This window comes from Actinosynnema sp. NPDC023794 (assembly GCF_040639675.1).
Classification (GTDB): Bacteria; Actinomycetota; Actinomycetes; order Mycobacteriales; family Pseudonocardiaceae; genus Actinosynnema; species Actinosynnema luteola.
The window spans coordinates 37,793-53,794 of the sequence record NZ_JBFAFR010000045.1 but is presented as its reverse complement, the minus strand read 5'-3'; the positions used below and the strand labels follow the sequence as shown (position 1 = coordinate 53,794).

At 73.2% G+C, this 16,002-nt stretch carries 11 protein-coding genes and 1 pseudogene; 5 read left to right on the top strand and 7 right to left on the bottom strand.

What is annotated here, in order from left to right; all coding sequences use genetic code 11:
* Window positions 1–255, bottom strand: a pseudogene (locus AB0H12_RS42150) (hypothetical protein); the annotation flags it as partial.
* 510 nt (window positions 256–765) lie between these two features.
* Here AB0H12_RS42150 and AB0H12_RS42145 point away from each other — a divergent pair.
* Window positions 766–1,902, top strand: a complete 1,137-nt coding sequence (locus tag AB0H12_RS42145; protein ID WP_499631395.1) for an extracellular catalytic domain type 1 short-chain-length polyhydroxyalkanoate depolymerase — start codon at window positions 766–768, stop codon at window positions 1,900–1,902.
* Window positions 1,903–1,920: 18 nt separating this feature from the next.
* On the opposite strand, the gene AB0H12_RS42140 is transcribed toward AB0H12_RS42145, so the two are convergent.
* Window positions 1,921–2,970 carry a zinc-binding dehydrogenase gene (locus tag AB0H12_RS42140; protein ID WP_499631391.1) on the bottom strand — a complete coding sequence of 350 codons (1,050 nt, stop codon included), beginning with the start codon at window positions 2,968–2,970 and terminating at the stop codon, window positions 1,921–1,923.
* A 157-nt stretch (window positions 2,971–3,127) separates the two neighbouring features.
* Here AB0H12_RS42140 and AB0H12_RS42135 point away from each other — a divergent pair, with 157 nt between their 5' ends.
* The gene (locus AB0H12_RS42135) at window positions 3,128–6,583 is read left to right on the top strand and encodes a S8 family serine peptidase (protein WP_499631389.1); all 3,456 of its coding nucleotides are present in this window, start codon (window positions 3,128–3,130) and stop codon (window positions 6,581–6,583) included.
* A 70-nt stretch (window positions 6,584–6,653) separates the two neighbouring features.
* Here the strand turns inward: AB0H12_RS42135 and AB0H12_RS42130 are convergent, their stop codons facing one another.
* On the bottom strand, window positions 6,654–7,448 hold the full coding sequence (locus AB0H12_RS42130; protein WP_499631386.1) for a hypothetical protein: 795 nt from the start codon (window positions 7,446–7,448) through the stop codon (window positions 6,654–6,656).
* Entirely contained in the window at window positions 7,445–7,939 is a 495-nt protein-coding gene (locus AB0H12_RS42125) for a SigE family RNA polymerase sigma factor (protein ID WP_499631383.1), read from the bottom strand. Before AB0H12_RS42125 ends, AB0H12_RS42130 begins: the two co-directional genes overlap by 4 nt.
* Window positions 7,940–8,105: 166 nt before the next feature.
* Between AB0H12_RS42125 and AB0H12_RS42120 the strand changes: the two genes are divergently transcribed.
* The 3 genes from AB0H12_RS42120 (at window position 8,106) to AB0H12_RS42110 (ending at window position 12,720) form a co-directional block, all read left to right on the top strand.
* Window positions 8,106–9,533 (top strand): M1 family metallopeptidase, encoded by a 1,428-nt coding sequence (locus AB0H12_RS42120; RefSeq protein ID WP_499631380.1) that lies wholly within the window; start codon window positions 8,106–8,108, stop codon window positions 9,531–9,533.
* A gap of 532 nt (window positions 9,534–10,065) precedes the next feature.
* Complete coding sequence (locus AB0H12_RS42115; protein WP_499631377.1) at window positions 10,066–11,217, top strand: amidohydrolase; 1,152 nt, start codon at window positions 10,066–10,068, stop codon at window positions 11,215–11,217.
* 171 nt (window positions 11,218–11,388) lie between these two features.
* On the top strand, window positions 11,389–12,720 hold the full coding sequence (locus AB0H12_RS42110) for a hypothetical protein (protein ID WP_499631374.1): 1,332 nt from the start codon (window positions 11,389–11,391) through the stop codon (window positions 12,718–12,720).
* A 3-nt stretch (window positions 12,721–12,723) separates the two neighbouring features.
* Here AB0H12_RS42110 and AB0H12_RS42105 read toward each other — a convergent pair whose 3' ends face one another.
* From AB0H12_RS42105 to AB0H12_RS42095, 3 genes are read right to left on the bottom strand one after another with little or no spacing between them, the layout of a single operon-like run.
* Window positions 12,724–13,284: a hypothetical protein gene (locus AB0H12_RS42105; protein WP_499631371.1), complete on the bottom strand. Its 561-nt coding sequence runs from the start codon at window positions 13,282–13,284 to the stop codon at window positions 12,724–12,726.
* 17 nt (window positions 13,285–13,301) lie between these two features.
* Entirely contained in the window at window positions 13,302–14,612 is a 1,311-nt protein-coding gene (locus AB0H12_RS42100; RefSeq protein WP_499631369.1) for a hypothetical protein, read from the bottom strand.
* Entirely contained in the window at window positions 14,609–15,958 is a 1,350-nt protein-coding gene (locus tag AB0H12_RS42095; protein ID WP_499631365.1) for an alpha/beta hydrolase domain-containing protein, read from the bottom strand. The genes AB0H12_RS42100 and AB0H12_RS42095 overlap by 4 nt, the downstream gene beginning before the upstream one ends.
* Between the last annotated feature and the right edge of the window lie 44 nt (window positions 15,959–16,002).

The window sequence follows — 16,002 nt, the reverse complement described above, 5'->3', positions numbered from 1 at the left end:
CGTCACCATGTCGAACTCGCGGTTGAGGATCCCGACGTAGGTCGAGTCGCCCAGCTTGTTGGCGGCCACCGCGGTGCCGAAGTACCGCCCGCTCTCCGCGGCGGACGCGCCCAACGTGGTGCCGGCGCTGGCCACGCTCGGCAGGACGACGGCCAACGCGCCGATCAGCCCGACCGCGCCGGCCAGCGCCGCGACGCGTCGCGGCCCTCCTCGTGCCACCGGCCTGCCGGCAACGGTGACAGCAGTTCTGGACATCACTTCCTCCAAGGGGGTCGACCGGCCGGTATCGCTCCGGACATCGGACCGAAAGTTGCGATAGTGGGCGTTGATGCTTTCGAAAACTAAAGCCGGTGATCGTTGGAGTCAAGGATTGAGGTCGCCTATAGAGACGCAAGACCGCAGGTAGAGCCGGAGATCCTGACGATCGCACTACCTTCTGTGGCTTACGAAAGTATCGGAGATTGCACTGGGTGGGTCGCGCCGTGGCCCCGTGAAGACGTGGCCGATCAGGGATGGCCACGAGGTTCTCGGACGCGAGCGGCGCGGCGCGGGCGGTCGGGCGCTCGTGACGCGCCACGGCTGTGGCGGCTGCACACATCGGCGCGCGATGAACAGTGGCGCGGTCCACCAGCGACGGACGGCCCGCGGGACTCCTAGCGTCGGCGTATCACCAGTGACCGCCATCACTCAACGTGGAGGATGCGCATGTCGGATCGTCGTCGCCCCGTCCCGGCCGTTCGCGGTCCCGCCGCGACTCTCCTCGCGGTGCTCGCGGTGGTACTGGCCACCGCGGTCTCCCTGGTCTCGTCGCCACGACCCGCCGCCGCCGCGACCCTGCAGGAGGTCACGGGTTTCGGGACGAACCCGGGGAACCTGCAGATGTTCCGCTACGTGCCCGCCGGGCTGCCCGCGGGCCGCCCGGTCGTCGTCGCCCTGCACGGCTGCACGCAGAACGCCACGGGCTACGGCACGGCCACCGGTTGGCCGCAGTTGGCCGACCGCTGGAAGTTCACCGTCGTGGTGCCGCAGCAGAAGTCCCAGAACAACGCCAACTCCTGCTTCAACTGGTTCGAGGCGGGCGACACCCGCCGCGGCTCCGGCGAGGCGCTGTCGATCAAGCAGATGGTGGACAAGGCCAAGCAGGACAACGGCGCCACGTCCGCGTACGTCAGCGGGCTGTCCGCGGGCGGCGCGATGACCGCGGTCATGCTCGCCACCTACCCGGACGTGTTCTCCGGCGGCGGCATCGTGGCCGGCCTGCCCTACCACTGCGCGACCTCGGTGGCGTCCGCGTTCGGCTGCATGAACCCGGGCACGAACCTCAGCCCCGCCCAGTGGGGCGACAAGGTCCGCGCGGCGTTCTCGCACTCCGGCCCGCGGCCGAAGGTGTCCATCTGGCACGGCACGGCGGACACGACCGTGCGCCCGCTCAACGGGACCGAACTGGTCGAGCAGTGGACCAACGTCAACGGCACCGACCAGACCCCGGACGTCAGCGACACCGTGGCCGGCTACCCGCACCGCGTCTACGGCGGCACGGTCGAGCACTACTCGATCACCGGCATGAACCACGGCCAGCCCGTCGACCCCGGCACGGGCGCGACCCAGTGCGGCGCCACCGCCGCGTACGTGCTCGACGTCAACGTCTGCGCCGCCTACCACCTGGCCCGCTTCTGGGGCATCGACGGCGGCGGCACCGCACCGACGAACCCCACCACGACGACCAGCCGCCCGCCGTACACCGACACGATCACCGCCACCGCGACGGACCACTACGTGGCACAGCGGGTCGACGTCGGCGAGTACAACACCCTCGGCGCCCGTTACGGCTACACCACGCCCTTCGCGCTCTACCGGTGCGGCACGGACTGGACCGACAAGGCCGACTGCTCCGCGATCTGAGCGAGGCCGGCACGTCGGTCAGGGCAGGACGACGATCTTGCCGACGTGCCGGCCCTCGCGGAACCGCCGCTGCGCCTCGTGGACGGCGACGAGGCGGTGCCGCCCGGCGACGCGAGGGCTGATCGCACCGGCGCGAGCGGTCTCGACGAGCTCGGCGAAGTGTTCCCGCGTGTGCATGGACGAGCCGATCAGGGCGATGTTGTGCAGGTAGAGCCGGCGCAGGTCGAACGACACCACGGGCCCCGCGACCGCGCCGGCGATCACCCACCGCCCGTCGTCGCGCACCAGCGGCAACAGGGCGGCCAGCTCAGGACCACCGGCGACGTCGGCGACCGCGTCCAACCCGGACGGCACGACCGAGCGCACCTGCTCGGCGACGTCGCCGACGTCCCGGGTGACGACCCGGCTCGCACCGGCCTCGGCGACCGCGTCGGCCTTGGCGGAGCTGGTGACGGCGACGACGTGCGCGCCGCGTGCGGCTGCGAGCTGCACGAGCGCCAAGCCGACGCCACCGGACGCGCCGGTGACGAGCACCGTCTCACCGGCCCGGAGACCGGCGCGCTCGAGCATGCCCATCGCGGTGCCGTAGGCCACGGGCAGGCAGTCGAGCTGGTCGTCGGTCAACGGTGACGCCGTGACGTCGTGCGCCTGGTCGGCCGGGACGGCGACGTGCTCGGCGAACCCTCCGTCGGCCTCGCTGCCGAGCAGCCCGACCGGCGGTGCGTGCGGGCCGCCGTCGCGGTAGATCGCCGGGTCGACGAGGACCCGCCTGCCCACCAGCTCGCGCGCCGCACCGGGCCCGACCGCGTCGACCACGCCCGCGATGTCACCGCCCTGCACGCGCGGGAACCGCAGCGGGCCACGCCACCCGGCCAGGGCGTCCGGTTGTCCGGGCAGGCCGTACGCGCCTTCCCTCGTCCAGATGTCGGTGTTGTTCACGGCCGCCGCCGTCACCCGGACCAGCACCTCGCCCTCACCGGGGACGGGCACTGGCCAGTCGTCGCGCACCAGGAGCGCGTCGAGCCCTCCGTGACGGGTGAGCACCGCGGCGGTCATCGTCCGTTCCACCGTTCCCACCCTGACAGAAGTCGCGTGGTTCTTCAGGACAGGCAGGTGATCACTCTTGTCCGCCGGACCGTGAACGACCGGTTTCACCGTCCGAGCAACCTGTGAGCACGTCGGAGAGTCTCCACCGGCATAGCGCGTTCACGACTGGGGAGGTCAGGTGCGTCAAGCACGCTGGTTGGTGGTCGCCTTGCTGGCGGCCGGGCTGGTGAGCCCGGTGGCGGCACAGGCGGCGCCGGTGGTCGGGGCACAGCCCCGCGCCATCACGTTGATCACCGGTGACAAGGTGGTCGTCGACGAGCAGGGGGCGCTCGTCCGCGTCGAGGGGCGGCCGGGGGCGCGGTTCGCCCGGTACGTCGAAGAGGACCACCAGTTCGTCGTGCCGGAGGACGCGCTCGCGGAGCTGGCGCAGGACCGCGTCGACAAGAGGTTCTTCGACATCACGGCACTGCTCGACTTCGGCTACGACGACGCGAGGACCGACCGGATCCCGCTGCTCACGGATGGGTTCCGGGCGGCGGCCGCGGTCGTGAAGTCCGAGGCCGCGCGGAGGTGGGCCGACCGCCGGGTGGGCATCGCGAGCGCGGGCAAGCTCTGGCTGGACGGCAAGGCGAGGATCACGCTCGACCAGAGCGTGCCGATGGTGGACGCGCCGGGCGCGTGGCAGGCCGGGTTCGACGGCGGCGGGGTGACCGTCGCGGTCCTGGACACCGGCTACGACCAGCAGCACCCGGAGCTGAAGGACGTCGTGGTGGCCGCCGAGGACTTCACCGGCGAGGGCATCCAGGACGACGTCGGCCACGGCACGCACGTCGCGGCCACCGTCGCCGGGCGCGGCGGCAGGTACAGCGGGGTCGCCAAGGGCGCGAAGCTCGCCGTCGGACGGGTCTGCGGCGTGTGGGGCTGCCCGGAGAGCGCGATCATCGCGGGCATGGAGTGGGCCGCTCGCGAGGTGAAGGCCAAGGTCGTCAACATGAGCCTCGGCGGCAACCAGTCCGACGGCTCCGACCCGCTGTCGCAGGCCGTCGACCGGCTCACCGCCGAGACGGGCACGTTGTTCGTGGTCGCGGCGGGCAACGACTACACCTACCGCAAGGTCTCGGCGCCCGCCGCGGCCGACGGGGCGCTGGCGGTCGCGAACCTGACCAAGCAGGGGCGGCTCAACGAGTCGTCCTCGCGCGGGCCGCGGTTCGGCGACTACGCGGTCAAGCCGGACATCGCCGCGCCCGGCACGGACATCGTGGCGGCACGGGCGAACGGCACGCTGCCGGACGAGGCGGTCGGCGACCTGCACGCGCGGCTGACCGGCACGTCGATGGCCGCGCCGCACGTGGCGGGCGCCGCCGCGATCCTGGCGCAGCGCCATCCCACGTGGACCGCGCCGCAGCTCAAGGCCCACCTGATGGCGTCGGTCAAGCCGGTCGCGGACTCGCCCGACCACGTCGGCACGGGATTGCTGGACGTGCGGCGCGCGGTCGAGCAGCGGGTGCGCGCGGACGTCGGCAGCCTCTCGTTCGGGCTGGTGGAGTGGCCGCACACCGAGGTGCACGAGAAGACGATCACCTACCACAACGACGGCGACCAGCCCGTCGCGCTGGAACTCCGGCACGACCTCGGCGCCGACTTCAGCGTGCCGTCGACCGTCACGGTGCCCGCGCACGGGGCCGCGCCGGTGGTCGTGCAACTGGACCCGCGCAAGGGCCTCGGCACGTTCTTCGGGCACGTGAAGGCGACCGCCGACGGCATCAGCCTCACCACGTCGGTCGGCGCGTACGTGCAGGAGGAACGCCACGCGCTCACCGTCGAGCTGACCGGGCGCGACGGCAAGGCGCCGGTGAACGAGTTCCTGCTGCTCGTCGACCTGAAGACCGGGAAGTCGAGCACCCTCCTGCTGGACGCCGAGGGCCGCGGCACGACCAAGCTGCCGGTCTCCGACTACGCCGTGCTCGGCCGCGTCGAGCAGCACTCCGCGCTCGCGAGCTGGTACACGCCGATCTCGGTCACCGAGGTCGCGGGGAAGGTGTCGCTGGCCGCCGACGTGGACCTCCGGCTCGACGCCGCGCGGGGTGAGCCGATCACGGTCGACCTCAAGGATGGCGACGTGCGACCGCTGCACCGGGAGGTCGACCTGAGCGTGCCGATGGAGCCGGGCAAGAACTCCGGCGTCAGCGGCCCGGTCGAGGGCTCCACGCCGGTGTACGGGCTGTCGTTCGGCGACCCGTTGCCGCAGCTGTCCTACTCGACCACGCTCAAGGCGGCGCAGCCCCGGATCGCGTTGCGCGGGCTCGGCCTGCCGGTGCGCTACGCCGACGCGAGCCCGTACTTCACACCCGGCACGCACAAGTTCCGCACGGCCCGGCGTGACGGTGACGTCAAGGGCGCGCTCGTGCTGGTCGACAGTGGCGACGAGGACCTCTACGCCGTGGCGCAGCAGCTGAAGGACGCGGGCGCGGCGGCCGTGCTGCTGGTCGGGCCGCTGCCGTTCCCGAGCGCGGCGCAGACCGCGTTGCCGGTGCTGTCGGCGTCCGACCACGGCGCGGCGCAGCTGCCGATCGGGCGCGAGGTCGAGCTCCGCGCGATCGACTCGTCGCCGGTCAGCTACAACCTGTTCTTCCCGGAACGGGGCGTGCTGCCGGCCGGCAAGGCGTACCGGGTGCAGCGCGGCGAGCTGGCCGAGGTCAAGGCCCGCTACCGGTCGTCGGGCGGTGACGGCCTGGTCCGCCAGCGCCTGTACCCGATGGTGCGCGGCGCCACCGTGAACAGCCTGGGCGTGTTGCTGGACGAGGCGCTGGTCGCACCGGTCGCGCGCACCGAGTTCTACAGCGCGGGCCACGACATCGGCTGGTACCAGGAGGGTTTCATCGGCCGCATGTTCGGCGCGGACGCCCGTGACCCGCTGGTCGGCATCTGGTCCGACCTCGAACCGGCCGTGTTCGAGCCGGGCAGGCAGTACCGGCGTGACTGGAACGCGGCGGTCGCCGCGCCCCGGCTCGGCGGGACGTCGGTCGTGCAGTGGGCGGCGGGCGGCGGCGTGACCCGCACCGGGAACGGCATCGAGGCGAAGATCTCGCCGTTCGCCACCGACCGCGCGGTCGAGTCCTGGTCGGGCACCGGCTACGGCAGCATGGACCTCAAGCGGGACGGCGTGTCGCTCGGGTTCACCGGCGACCCGCGGCAGGGCCGGTGGGAGGTGCCCGCCGAGCCCGGCCGCTACGAGCTCTCCGTCGACGCGGCGCGCGGCGCGCCGCAGCTGGAGCTGTCCACGAACGTGCACTCGACGTGGGGCTTCACCAGCGCGGCCACGGCGGAAGGCAAGCTGCCGCTGTTGCAGGTGGACTACGAGATCCCGCTCGACCTCCGCAACAGCGCCCGGGCCGGGCTGCCGCTGCCGGTGCGGTTCACCGTGTCGCGGCAGGCGGGTGCGGGCAAGGCGACCGTGCGCGAGGTCAAGGCGTTCGCGTCGTTCGACGACGGCGCGACCTGGAAGCCGATGAGGTCGATGGTGCCGGCGGGCGGGCAGCCGGGCGGGCACGTCTCGCTGCGGGTCGTCGCTTCCGACACGGACGGCAACACCGTCGACCAGACCGTCCTGCGGGCCTATCGCCTCAGGGCTTGATCACGGTGGTGGGGATCGCGGCACGGTCCCGCGATCCCCACCACCCGGTGCGCAGGCCCGGGTCGTGCCGTCACCAGCGGTCGGAGGTGGCGATCTCCACCAACTGCTCGACGGTCAGCGGTGGGTGCGGGCCCAGCACGGGACCGCGCCCCTTCGGCGACTCCCGGTTGCTGATGTGCATGACGAACACGAGGCCGTCGGGGCGGGTGAGCTTGACCTCGTTGGTCAGACCCGAGGTCTCCAGCCCGAACTGGCTGGTGGCGAGCGACGAGCCGTCGGGCAGCTCGCGCACGGTGCAGCTCGGCTCGTCCGGCAGGCTGCACTGTGCCTTGTCGCCTGCGTTGCCCGGGTACATCAGCAGGTCGAAGCCCCCGGTCACGCCGGTCGCGGTGAGCGTGCCGCCGATCGACGAACCGATCTGCTTGGTCGGCTTGGGGTCGAGGTTGGTCGGCGCACCGGTGGGCGGGCCCTCGGGCAGGGTCCACGTCGACGCGCCGGGCCCGGTCTCGGTCACCACGAACGTCGCCAGGTCGCCGAGCACGGCCCGGAACCGCTCGGCCAGCACCTCGGGCGTCTCGTGGGCGGGAGGCGGCGGGGTGGACGTGGTGGTGACGGGCGGCGCGGTCGAGGACGTGCCGGGCGGGGCGGCCTCCGTGACGGGGTCGTTGTTCGGCACGAGCAGCGCCGCGCCGGTCGCCACACCGGCCACCACGGCCGCCGCGAGGGCGATCGGCGCCAACCGGACGCCCGACCGGGCAGCGGTGCGCGTGCGCGGCGGGAGGTCGAGCGACATGCGGGCGGTCGCGGCGTCGGCCCGTCGTTCCAGTTCCTCGAAGGCGTCGTGGAGCGCGCGCAGGTCGGTCATCTCGTCTCCTGGTAGGCGTGGGGGTTGGCGGTCAGGTCGACGCGGAGGGTCGCGAGCGCCCGGGAGATCTGGCTGCGCACCGTCGACACCCGGCAGCCCAGCTCGGCGGCGATCTCGGCGTCGGTCAGGCCGGCGTAGTAGCGCAGCACGACCGCCGCGCGTTGCCGCCGGGGCAGGCGGGCCAGTCGGCGGACCATCGCGTCGCGCTGCGCCCGTTCGTCGGCGCCGTCGCCGAACGGCGTCTCCGGGTCGACCTCGGCCCTCGGCGAGGTGCGGGCCAGCCGCCGTCGCCAGGACAGGTACTCGTTGACGACCATCCGCCGCACGTAGGCGTGCGGCTCGGCCATCACCGAGATCCGGTCCCACCGCTCGAAGGCGCGGCCGAGCACGTCGCTGACGATGTCCTCGGCCAGCCAGGTCTGGCAGGTCAGCACCGTGGCGAACCGCATCAGCGCCGGACGCCGCCCGACCACGTACTCACCGAACTCCATCGGCGCTCTCCCGATCGGGCACTTGGCTTGTGATCACGCCCCTCAACGGGGAACCCGGCCGATCCGTTGCACGTCGTGGCGAAGAACTCCCCAGCGCAACATGATCACCTCTCGTGACGTCTTCGTGACGAAGGGCGCAACCGCCCTCGACGAAGGAGGATCACACGTGAGAGCGAAGTTGTCCGGGCTGGTCGTCGCGGCGCTGGTGTTATCGGCCGCGCCCGCGCACGCGAGCGACCCCGGCCCGGGGCTGGGCGACCCGTACTTCCCCCGCGCCGGCAACGAGGGCTACGACGTCCAGCACTACGACCTGCGGCTGTCCTACGAGCCGACCACGGACGTGCTGACGGGCGCCGCGACCATCCGGCTGACCACCACGCGGGAGATGTCGGGGTTCTACTTCGACTTCTGGCTGCCCGGGCGGTGGGCCAAGGTGGACGGGCGGGACGTCGGCGCCGCGCAGCACGCGGGCCAGATGCTGGTGAGCGCGGGCCGCGACGTGCCCGCGGGCACGTCCGTCACGGTGGAGGTGGGGTACTCGGCGTCACCGTCGTGGACGCACGCGGAGTCGCCGATCACGAAGTGGCGGCAGACGGCGGACGGCGCGCTGGCGATCGCCGCGCCGACGATGTCCCCGTGGTGGTACCCGGTCAACGACCACCCGAGCGACAAGGCCACCTACGACGTCTCGATCTCCGTGCCGACCGGGATGGAGGCCATCTCCAACGGCGCGCTGGTCGGCGCCGAACCGGGGGCCGACGGCCGGACCACGTGGCACTGGGTCGGCGACCGGCCGCAGGCGCCGCACGTGACGTTCCTGGCGATGGGCCAGTTCGACGTGCGGCGGTCCACCACGGCCGACGGCAGGCCGGTCGTGAACGCCTACTCGACCGCGTTGACCGGCACGGCGGCCCGGGAGAGCGTGGAGCGCACGCCGGAGGTGGTGCGGTTCCTGGAGGACAGGTTCGGCCCGTACCCGATGGGGGAGATGGGCGGTCTGGTCACGCCGTACCGGTCGTTGCCGATGGAGACGCAGACCCGGCCGGCGTACCCGGCGGGCGCGTTCCGCAACGGGCCGGACACGTACGTCGTGGCGCACGAGATGGCGCACCAGTGGTTCGGCAACTCGGTGTCGATCAGCCGGTGGAGCGACATCTGGCTGAGCGAGGGGTTCGCCACCTACGCGGAGTGGCTGTGGTCGGAGGCCAACGGCGAGGGCACCGCGCGGGAGATCGCGGACTGGACCTACCGCTACTACGCGGCCGACCACGAGATCTGGGACGTGGCGGTGGCCGACCCGACGCCGCGGTACCTGTACGGCGCGGCGGTGCACGAGCGCGGGGCGCTGGCGTTGCACGCGTTGCGGACGGAGGTCGGTGACGAGGTGTTCTACCGGACGCTGCGGACGTGGGCCGAGCGCAAGGCGCACGGCAACGCCACGTCGGCCGAGTTCGCCGCGTTCGCGGAGGAGGTCGCGGGGCGCGATCTGGACGCCCTGTTCCGCACGTGGGTGTTCAGCGCGGGCAAGCCCGTGATCGCGGGCGTGCCGACGACGCGCGAACCGGCGTCGTTCGACCGGCTCAACCGCCGCTGACGGAGCCGGCTGCGCGAGGTTCGCGGCCCCGCGCAGCCGGGGCCCGCCACCTCGGCCGTGCCCACCACCTTCCGCGTGTCGTCGGCGCCCGAATCACGCCCGCCGAACGCCATGCGCGGCTCGCGGCGGCGGAAGTAGACGTGCGTCGGGTCCTCGGTGCCATCGAGGAACGGCGCGAACTCGCCGCCGTCGAGCACGCGGCTTGCCGGGCACGGGCGTCAGGCTGGGCAGCAGGTCGTCGGACAGGCCCGCGGTTGTGGACGGGCGGCGCGCGGCAGTGGCACCGGCCATCCGAACGGGCGATTGCGACTCGGTGCAGTGGATCTTGCACGCGGAGTGGGCGAGGATGTGCCCCGACACGAGCGACGTGTCGCACCCGCGGCGGCCTGACGCCCTGGCACGAACGGCGAGCCACCATGACTTCTGTTGCCAGCACCCCGCGGCCGACGCCGGCCGGCGTCGTCCCGTTCGGCCCGACGGCCGGGGAACGGGCGCCGGTGGCCGACCTCGGCGCCGGCGCGGTCCGCGGTGGTTGGACGAGTGGCTCGACGCGAACCCGGCGCAGGTGGTGTCGTGGCGGCGCACCCTGCACGCGAACCCCGAGCTGAGGCGCAAGGAGTTCCGCATCACGGCGACGATCGTGGAGGTCCTGCGCTCGCTCGGCCTCGAACCGCGGGTGCTGCCGGTCGGGACCGGCGTGATCTGCGAGGTCGGCAGCGGGCCGCGGTGCGTCGCCCTGCGCGCCGACATCGACGCGCTGGCCGTGCCGGAGACCACCGGCGCCTCGTGGGCGTCGAGCGTGCCGGGCGTCTCGCACGCGTGCGGCCACGACGTGCACACCGCGATCCTGCTCGGCGCGGCGGCGGCGTTGGCGTCCGCGCCGGGGTTGCCGGGCAGGGTGCGGTTGCTGTTCCAGCCGGCGGAGGAGGAGCCGGGCGGGGCGCGCGACGTGATCGAGGCGGGCGGGGTCGAGGGCGTCGAGCGGATCTTCGGCCTGCACTGCGACCCGAAGGTGCCCGTCGGCCGGGTCGGGATCAGGGTCGGACCGGTCACGTCCGCGTGCGACATGCTCGAACTGCGGGTGGGCGCGTGCGGGGCGGGCAGGCGCAACGAACTGGACTGCGACGTGGTGCACGCGCTCGGCGTGGTGGCGACCGGGCTGCCCGCGATGCTGGCGCGCCGCGTCGACCCCCGGTCCGGGACGGTGCTGGCGTGGGGCCTCATGGACGCGCCGGAAACGCCGGACGGCACGCCGCGCGAAGGCTTGCTGCGCGGCACGCTGCGCACCGGCGACCCGGCGGTCAACGAGCGGTTGCCCGTGTTGGTGGAGGAGATCGTCGGCGCGTTGCTGAAGCCGACGGGCGTGCGGTTCGCGCTCGACCACGTCCGTGCCGTGCCCGTGGTCGACAACGACCCGGAGAGCACCGCGGTCTTGCAGCAGGCGATCACCACCGCGCTCGGCCCGCAGGCCGTCGTGTCGACCGCCCAGTCCACCGGCGGCGAGGACTTCGGCTGGTACCTGGAGCACGTGCCCGGCTCGTACGCGCGGCTGGGCACCTGGCCGGGCGAGGGCCCGCAGGGCGACCTGCACCAGCCGAGTTTCCACCCGGACGAACGCGCCCTGCCGGTCGGCGTGCGAACCATGGTCCACGCCGCGCTCGCCGCCCTGTCGTGGCCGGGCTGAGGCCCTGGCCCGCGGGTGTTCAGCGGGCGTTCAGCGTCTTGTCTGGACGTCGTCTTCTCCTGTGTCGCGTCGGTCGAGGTCCCGTCAGGTTTCACGGCGGGGCGGTGCGAACGGGGGGAAGCGATCGTGATGGCAGTGGATCCGGTCAGTGCCCGGAGCAGCACCGATTACGTGTTGCTGCTCAGACACCGCAGGGAGGTCGCCGGGCTGTCCTACAGACAGCTGGACCGGCGGGCGCGCCGGTGCGGTGAGGCGTTGCCGCCGAGCACGGTGGCGACCATGTTGCGGCGGGCCACCCTGCCGGGGGTCGAGCTGGTCACGACCTACGTCCGGGCGTGCGGCGGCGACGACGCGGAGGTGGCCGCGTGGTTGGCGGCACGGGCCCGCATCACCATGCCCGACCCGGAGGCGGGCGGCGTCGCGGCGACCGGGCCGTGCCTGCCGGTGCCGCCGCGCCAGCTGCCACCCGGTGTCGCGGGACTGGTCGGCCGGTGCCGGGAGTTGGTCGAGCTGGACGCGGCCACCAGCGGCCCGGAGCGCGGGCTGGTCGTGGTCACCGGTGGGCCCGGTGCGGGGAAGACCGCCTTGGCGGTGCACTGGGGCCACCGGTCCGCGAGCCGGTTCCCGGACGGTCAGCTGTACGTCGACCTGCGCGGCCACGGTCCGGGTGGGCCGTTGAGCGCGGGCGCGGCGCTGGCGCACCTGCTGGTGGGGCTCGGCGTGCCGGCGGGCGCCGTGCCGACGGGTGACGAGCAGGCCGCCGCGCTGTTCCGCTCGGTGGTGGCGGACCGGCAGGTCGTGCTGGTGCTCGACGACGCCGCGTCGGCCGACCACGTGCGCCTGCTGAGACCGGGCGGACGGGGGTCGTGCACGGTGGTGACGAGCCGGGACAGGCTGGCGGGGTTGACCGTGCACGACGGCGCGCAGGTGGTCGACGTCGGCGCCCTCGACCGAGGGGACGCGGTGCGGCTGTTGGCGCAGTCGGCGGGGGAGCGGTTGGTGGCGGAGGAGCTGACGGCCGCGCGGGTGCTGGCCGACCTGTGCGACGACCTGCCGCTGGCGCTGCGGATAGCGGCCAGCGCCCTCGACCGGGACGCGCGGACGCCGATCGCGGACCTCGTCACCGAGATGCGCGCGGACGGCGGGTTGGCCGCGCTGGGCGTGCACGACGATCCGCGGGCCCGGTTGGACGTCTCGTTCGGGTACTCCTACGACGCGCTCGGCGACGCCGAGCAGCGCCTGTTCCGCCTGCTGGCCGGCGCGGCGGCCGGCCTGACCGCGTCGGCGGTGGCCGTGGCGGCGGAGCTGGCGGTCGGGGCGGCACGAGCGTCGTTGCGCCGACTGACCGACGCGCACCTGGCGGTGCGGCTGTCAGGCGACCGCTACACCGTTGCGGGGCTGCTGCGCGAGTACGCGCGCACCCTCGCGACGCCGAACCACCACCTGCCCACCCGGCAGCTCCACCATGGACGCCGCCTGACCCCCGCCTTGTCCGGGCTCTGACGATCAGAACTCGAACCTGAACCGGTACCAGGGATCTTCGAACTGCTCGAACCTGTACCCGTCCCCCTTGGCGCTGACCGGCACGCGGTCCGGGCAGTGGGCCCATCCCGAGGTCGCGCCCCCCACGGTGATCAACGTGCACCCGTCCGGCCTGTCCCCGCTGACGTCCACGGTGAACAACCCGACTTCGCGGTCGTCGATCCGCCTGCCCGGTGTCGCCTCCGCGACCAGGGCTTCGAGGCCCGACCGGTGCGCGTCGAACACGGCGCGCGGCACCACGTCGGTGCCGGCCACCGCGTAGCCACCCACGAGCAGCGCCGGCACCAGCAGGAACGGCCACAGCCGCACGGCGTGCCGCAGTCGTGGCCGGGGCAGCACGATCACCGCGACACCCGCCATCGTCAGCCACGCCGTGCCGACCGCGAGCGCCGCCAGGTACGCCAACAGCAACGTCGAGAGGGAGCCGCCGGGCGGGATGATCGCCCAGAACACCAGCGTCACCGGCACCAGGGACGCGATCACGGTCCACCACGGCGACCACCACCACGACGTGCGCCCGACCATCGAACCCCCTTCGCCGATCAGGGGGACGTTCTGCGGACGCCTCCGGTTCCGCTGTCGAGGTAATCCTTGAACTGCACGGTGACGGCGTGCGCGTCCGAGGGCCAGTTCGGCACCGCGATCGTGCGCGTCCCGCCGCCGCGCGCAACCTGGGTGACGCGGATCGCGCCGCCGCCGTCGGCCTGCGCGGGCAGGTACGCGTCGACACCCGTCAGGAACGGCAGCGTGGCGAACGGCGGCAGCGCGACACCCGGCGTGGACGCCCGGTCGCAGTTGTCGTCGAACGCGAACGCGGCGAGGACCTGCCGCAGCCGGGGCGAGACGGCCGGTTCGAGGACGTTGACGCCGTCGATCTCGAGCCGGTCGCTGTCGGGCTGGTCGGACCACCACTCGCGGTTGCGGATGACGGTGAGGGCGCTGTGCGTCGGGCACCGGTCGATGTTGTCGGTGATGCCGCCGGGGCGTGACACCTGGAGCCGCAGGAACCGGTCGCTGCGCTCGAACGGCTCGAAGTAGTTGTGGTGGGGCATCTGACCGTCGCGCAGCACCACCAGCTCGTAGTGCTCGCGGCCGTTGACGGGCAGGGGACCGAACGAGCCGTCCGCGCCGGTCCGGACGGTGTGCCGGGGCGCGCCGACCCGCGTGCCGGTGCGGCTGTCCAGTTCCCAGACCTGCACCACGCCCGCGACGCCCGCGTTCTGCGGGTAGTAGGTGGCCCGGCCCGCGATCCGGACCAGAGAGGGCAGTTCGGGCAGGACCCGGGTGGTGAAGGCGGGCCTGCCGCGCAGGAACCGGTGCATGTGGGCGAAACCGTCGGCCGACGTGGTGGTCTCGGTGTGGCCCAGGGTGGTCAGGTGGACGTTCGTCGCGCCGCCGATGGAGCCGTTGGGCTGCAGGCTTCCCCACAGCGCCAGCGTCGGCACGCCGCCCGGTGGCGCGGCGCTGGACCGCCCGTCCACGTTGACGTACTTCCGCACCGCCGCGGCCCGTTCGGGCGCGGACAGGTAGGTGTGCATGACCGTCGTGCCGCGCGAGTGCGCGATCACGTCCACCTGCGCCGCGCCGGTCCGGGCCCGGACGCCCGCGACGAAGGCTTCCAGCCCGGCGATGGCGTGGTCGTTGGTCGGGATGCTCGTGTCGTACTCGTAGGCGTGCAGCAGCGCGTCCGGGTAGCCGTTGCCGGAGAACCGCTTGGCGTTGGACTGCCACTGCTGCGCCGAGCCCTGCTGCCCGTGGACGAACACGATCGGGGTGAGCGCGTCGGCCTGGGCGGGCGCCGCCGCGACGGTCGACACCAGCGCGACGACGAGCGCCACCAGCGGGATCCTCATCGCGTGCCTCCCACGGCGTCCGCCAGGTTCTGACGCGCGTCGGCGGGCTGGAGGTAGCCGGCGTGCACGTTCGCGGCGTCGGCGGTCACGACCTGCCGCACGTAGTCGCCGCGTTCGGGGTAGAGCCGGGCCAACGTGGCCGCGTCGAACGGCACGTGCGTGCCGAACAGGCGGCAGAACGTCTCGCCGGAGTTGTCGCCGGTGTTCACCGCCCTGGGCGCGGCCAGCTGCGACAACCGGATGCCGCCGAGGGCGAGGCCGAGCGCGTCGCGCTTCTTGGTGACGCCGTCCGCCTCGAACTCCAGCGGCCGGGCCGTCGGCGGCGGTGTGCCGCGTTCGACCCAGCGGCGCAGGTGGTCGTGGGAAGCGGCGGTGACGTGGTGCATCGGGATCCGGCTGAACGCCGGCCGGTCGCAGTCGTACTGCGGCGCGCCGCCGAGGTCGCGTTCGGAGATCGGCGCGCGGTAGGCCTGGCCCTCGTAGCCGGAGTGCGCCGCGCCTGCGACCTCCCAGCGGCGGAAGCGACCGGTGTCGGCCGGGCGTTGCGCCGTCCGCACGTCGGTCTCCGACAGCACCTGGAAGACCGGCTCCGCGCCGGCCCGGGTCGGGGCCGGGCCGACGATGAAGCCGTAGCCGTCGAACACGGGCTGCTGCTGCGGCAGGACCCGGTCGTACAGCACGGTCATCCGGCCGGCCGACTGCGAGGCGCCGATGGCCAGCAACGTCTTCGTCCGCAGGCCGCCCATGACCGCGCCCGAGTCGATCGCGCGGCCCGCCTGGGTGAACACGTCGTAGGACAGCTCGTCGACGGTGAACCGGCCGCCGCCCGTCACGTCCAGCGTGCCGTACCGGGCCGGGCTCCAGGTCTTGAGCTGGTCGACGCCGACGCGTTGGGCGGACACGCCGACCCACGCGTGACCCGCGCGGACGACGGACTCGGCGTTCCACAAGGCGTCCAGGTCGTACCCGGCGGTGACGTTCTGCCACTCGACCAGCGTCGTGCCGGTGAACTTCCACGCGTGCGCGGGCCGCCGCACGATGACCCGGGTCGTGTACGGCACGCCGGTGGCGACCTTCGTGCCGTCGACCGCCCAGCCGTCGGCCGTGCCGGAGAGGTGGAACTCCTCTTCGACGTAACCGGCGGCGGCGAGGTCGTCGGGCGTGGAGAAGAACGGGTAGGTGTCCTCGATCCGGTCGGCCAGCCGGTCACCCGGCACGGTCCCCGGCAGCGGGCCGACGACGCGCGGCAGGGGACCGGGCGCGGCGGAGGCGGGGACGGACATCGGGAGGAGCAGACCGAGCACGGCGGCGGCCAGGCCGAGGCGGCGCCAAGGGGAAGGTGACATACCGGCTCCCACAGCGATGGGGGATGGGGATCATCGCCGACCGT

Coding starts and splice junctions, on each gene's coding strand:
- AB0H12_RS42130 (WP_499631386.1), bottom strand. CDS start 7,448: ATGACCGACCTGCGCGCGCTCCACGACGCCTTCGAGGAACTGGAACGA.
- AB0H12_RS42125 (WP_499631383.1), bottom strand. CDS start 7,939: ATGGAGTTCGGTGAGTACGTGGTCGGGCGGCGTCCGGCGCTGATGCGG.
- AB0H12_RS42100 (WP_499631369.1), bottom strand. CDS start 14,612: ATGAGGATCCCGCTGGTGGCGCTCGTCGTCGCGCTGGTGTCGACCGTC.
- AB0H12_RS42105 (WP_499631371.1), bottom strand. CDS start 13,284: ATGGTCGGGCGCACGTCGTGGTGGTGGTCGCCGTGGTGGACCGTGATC.
- AB0H12_RS42095 (WP_499631365.1), bottom strand. CDS start 15,958: ATGTCACCTTCCCCTTGGCGCCGCCTCGGCCTGGCCGCCGCCGTGCTC.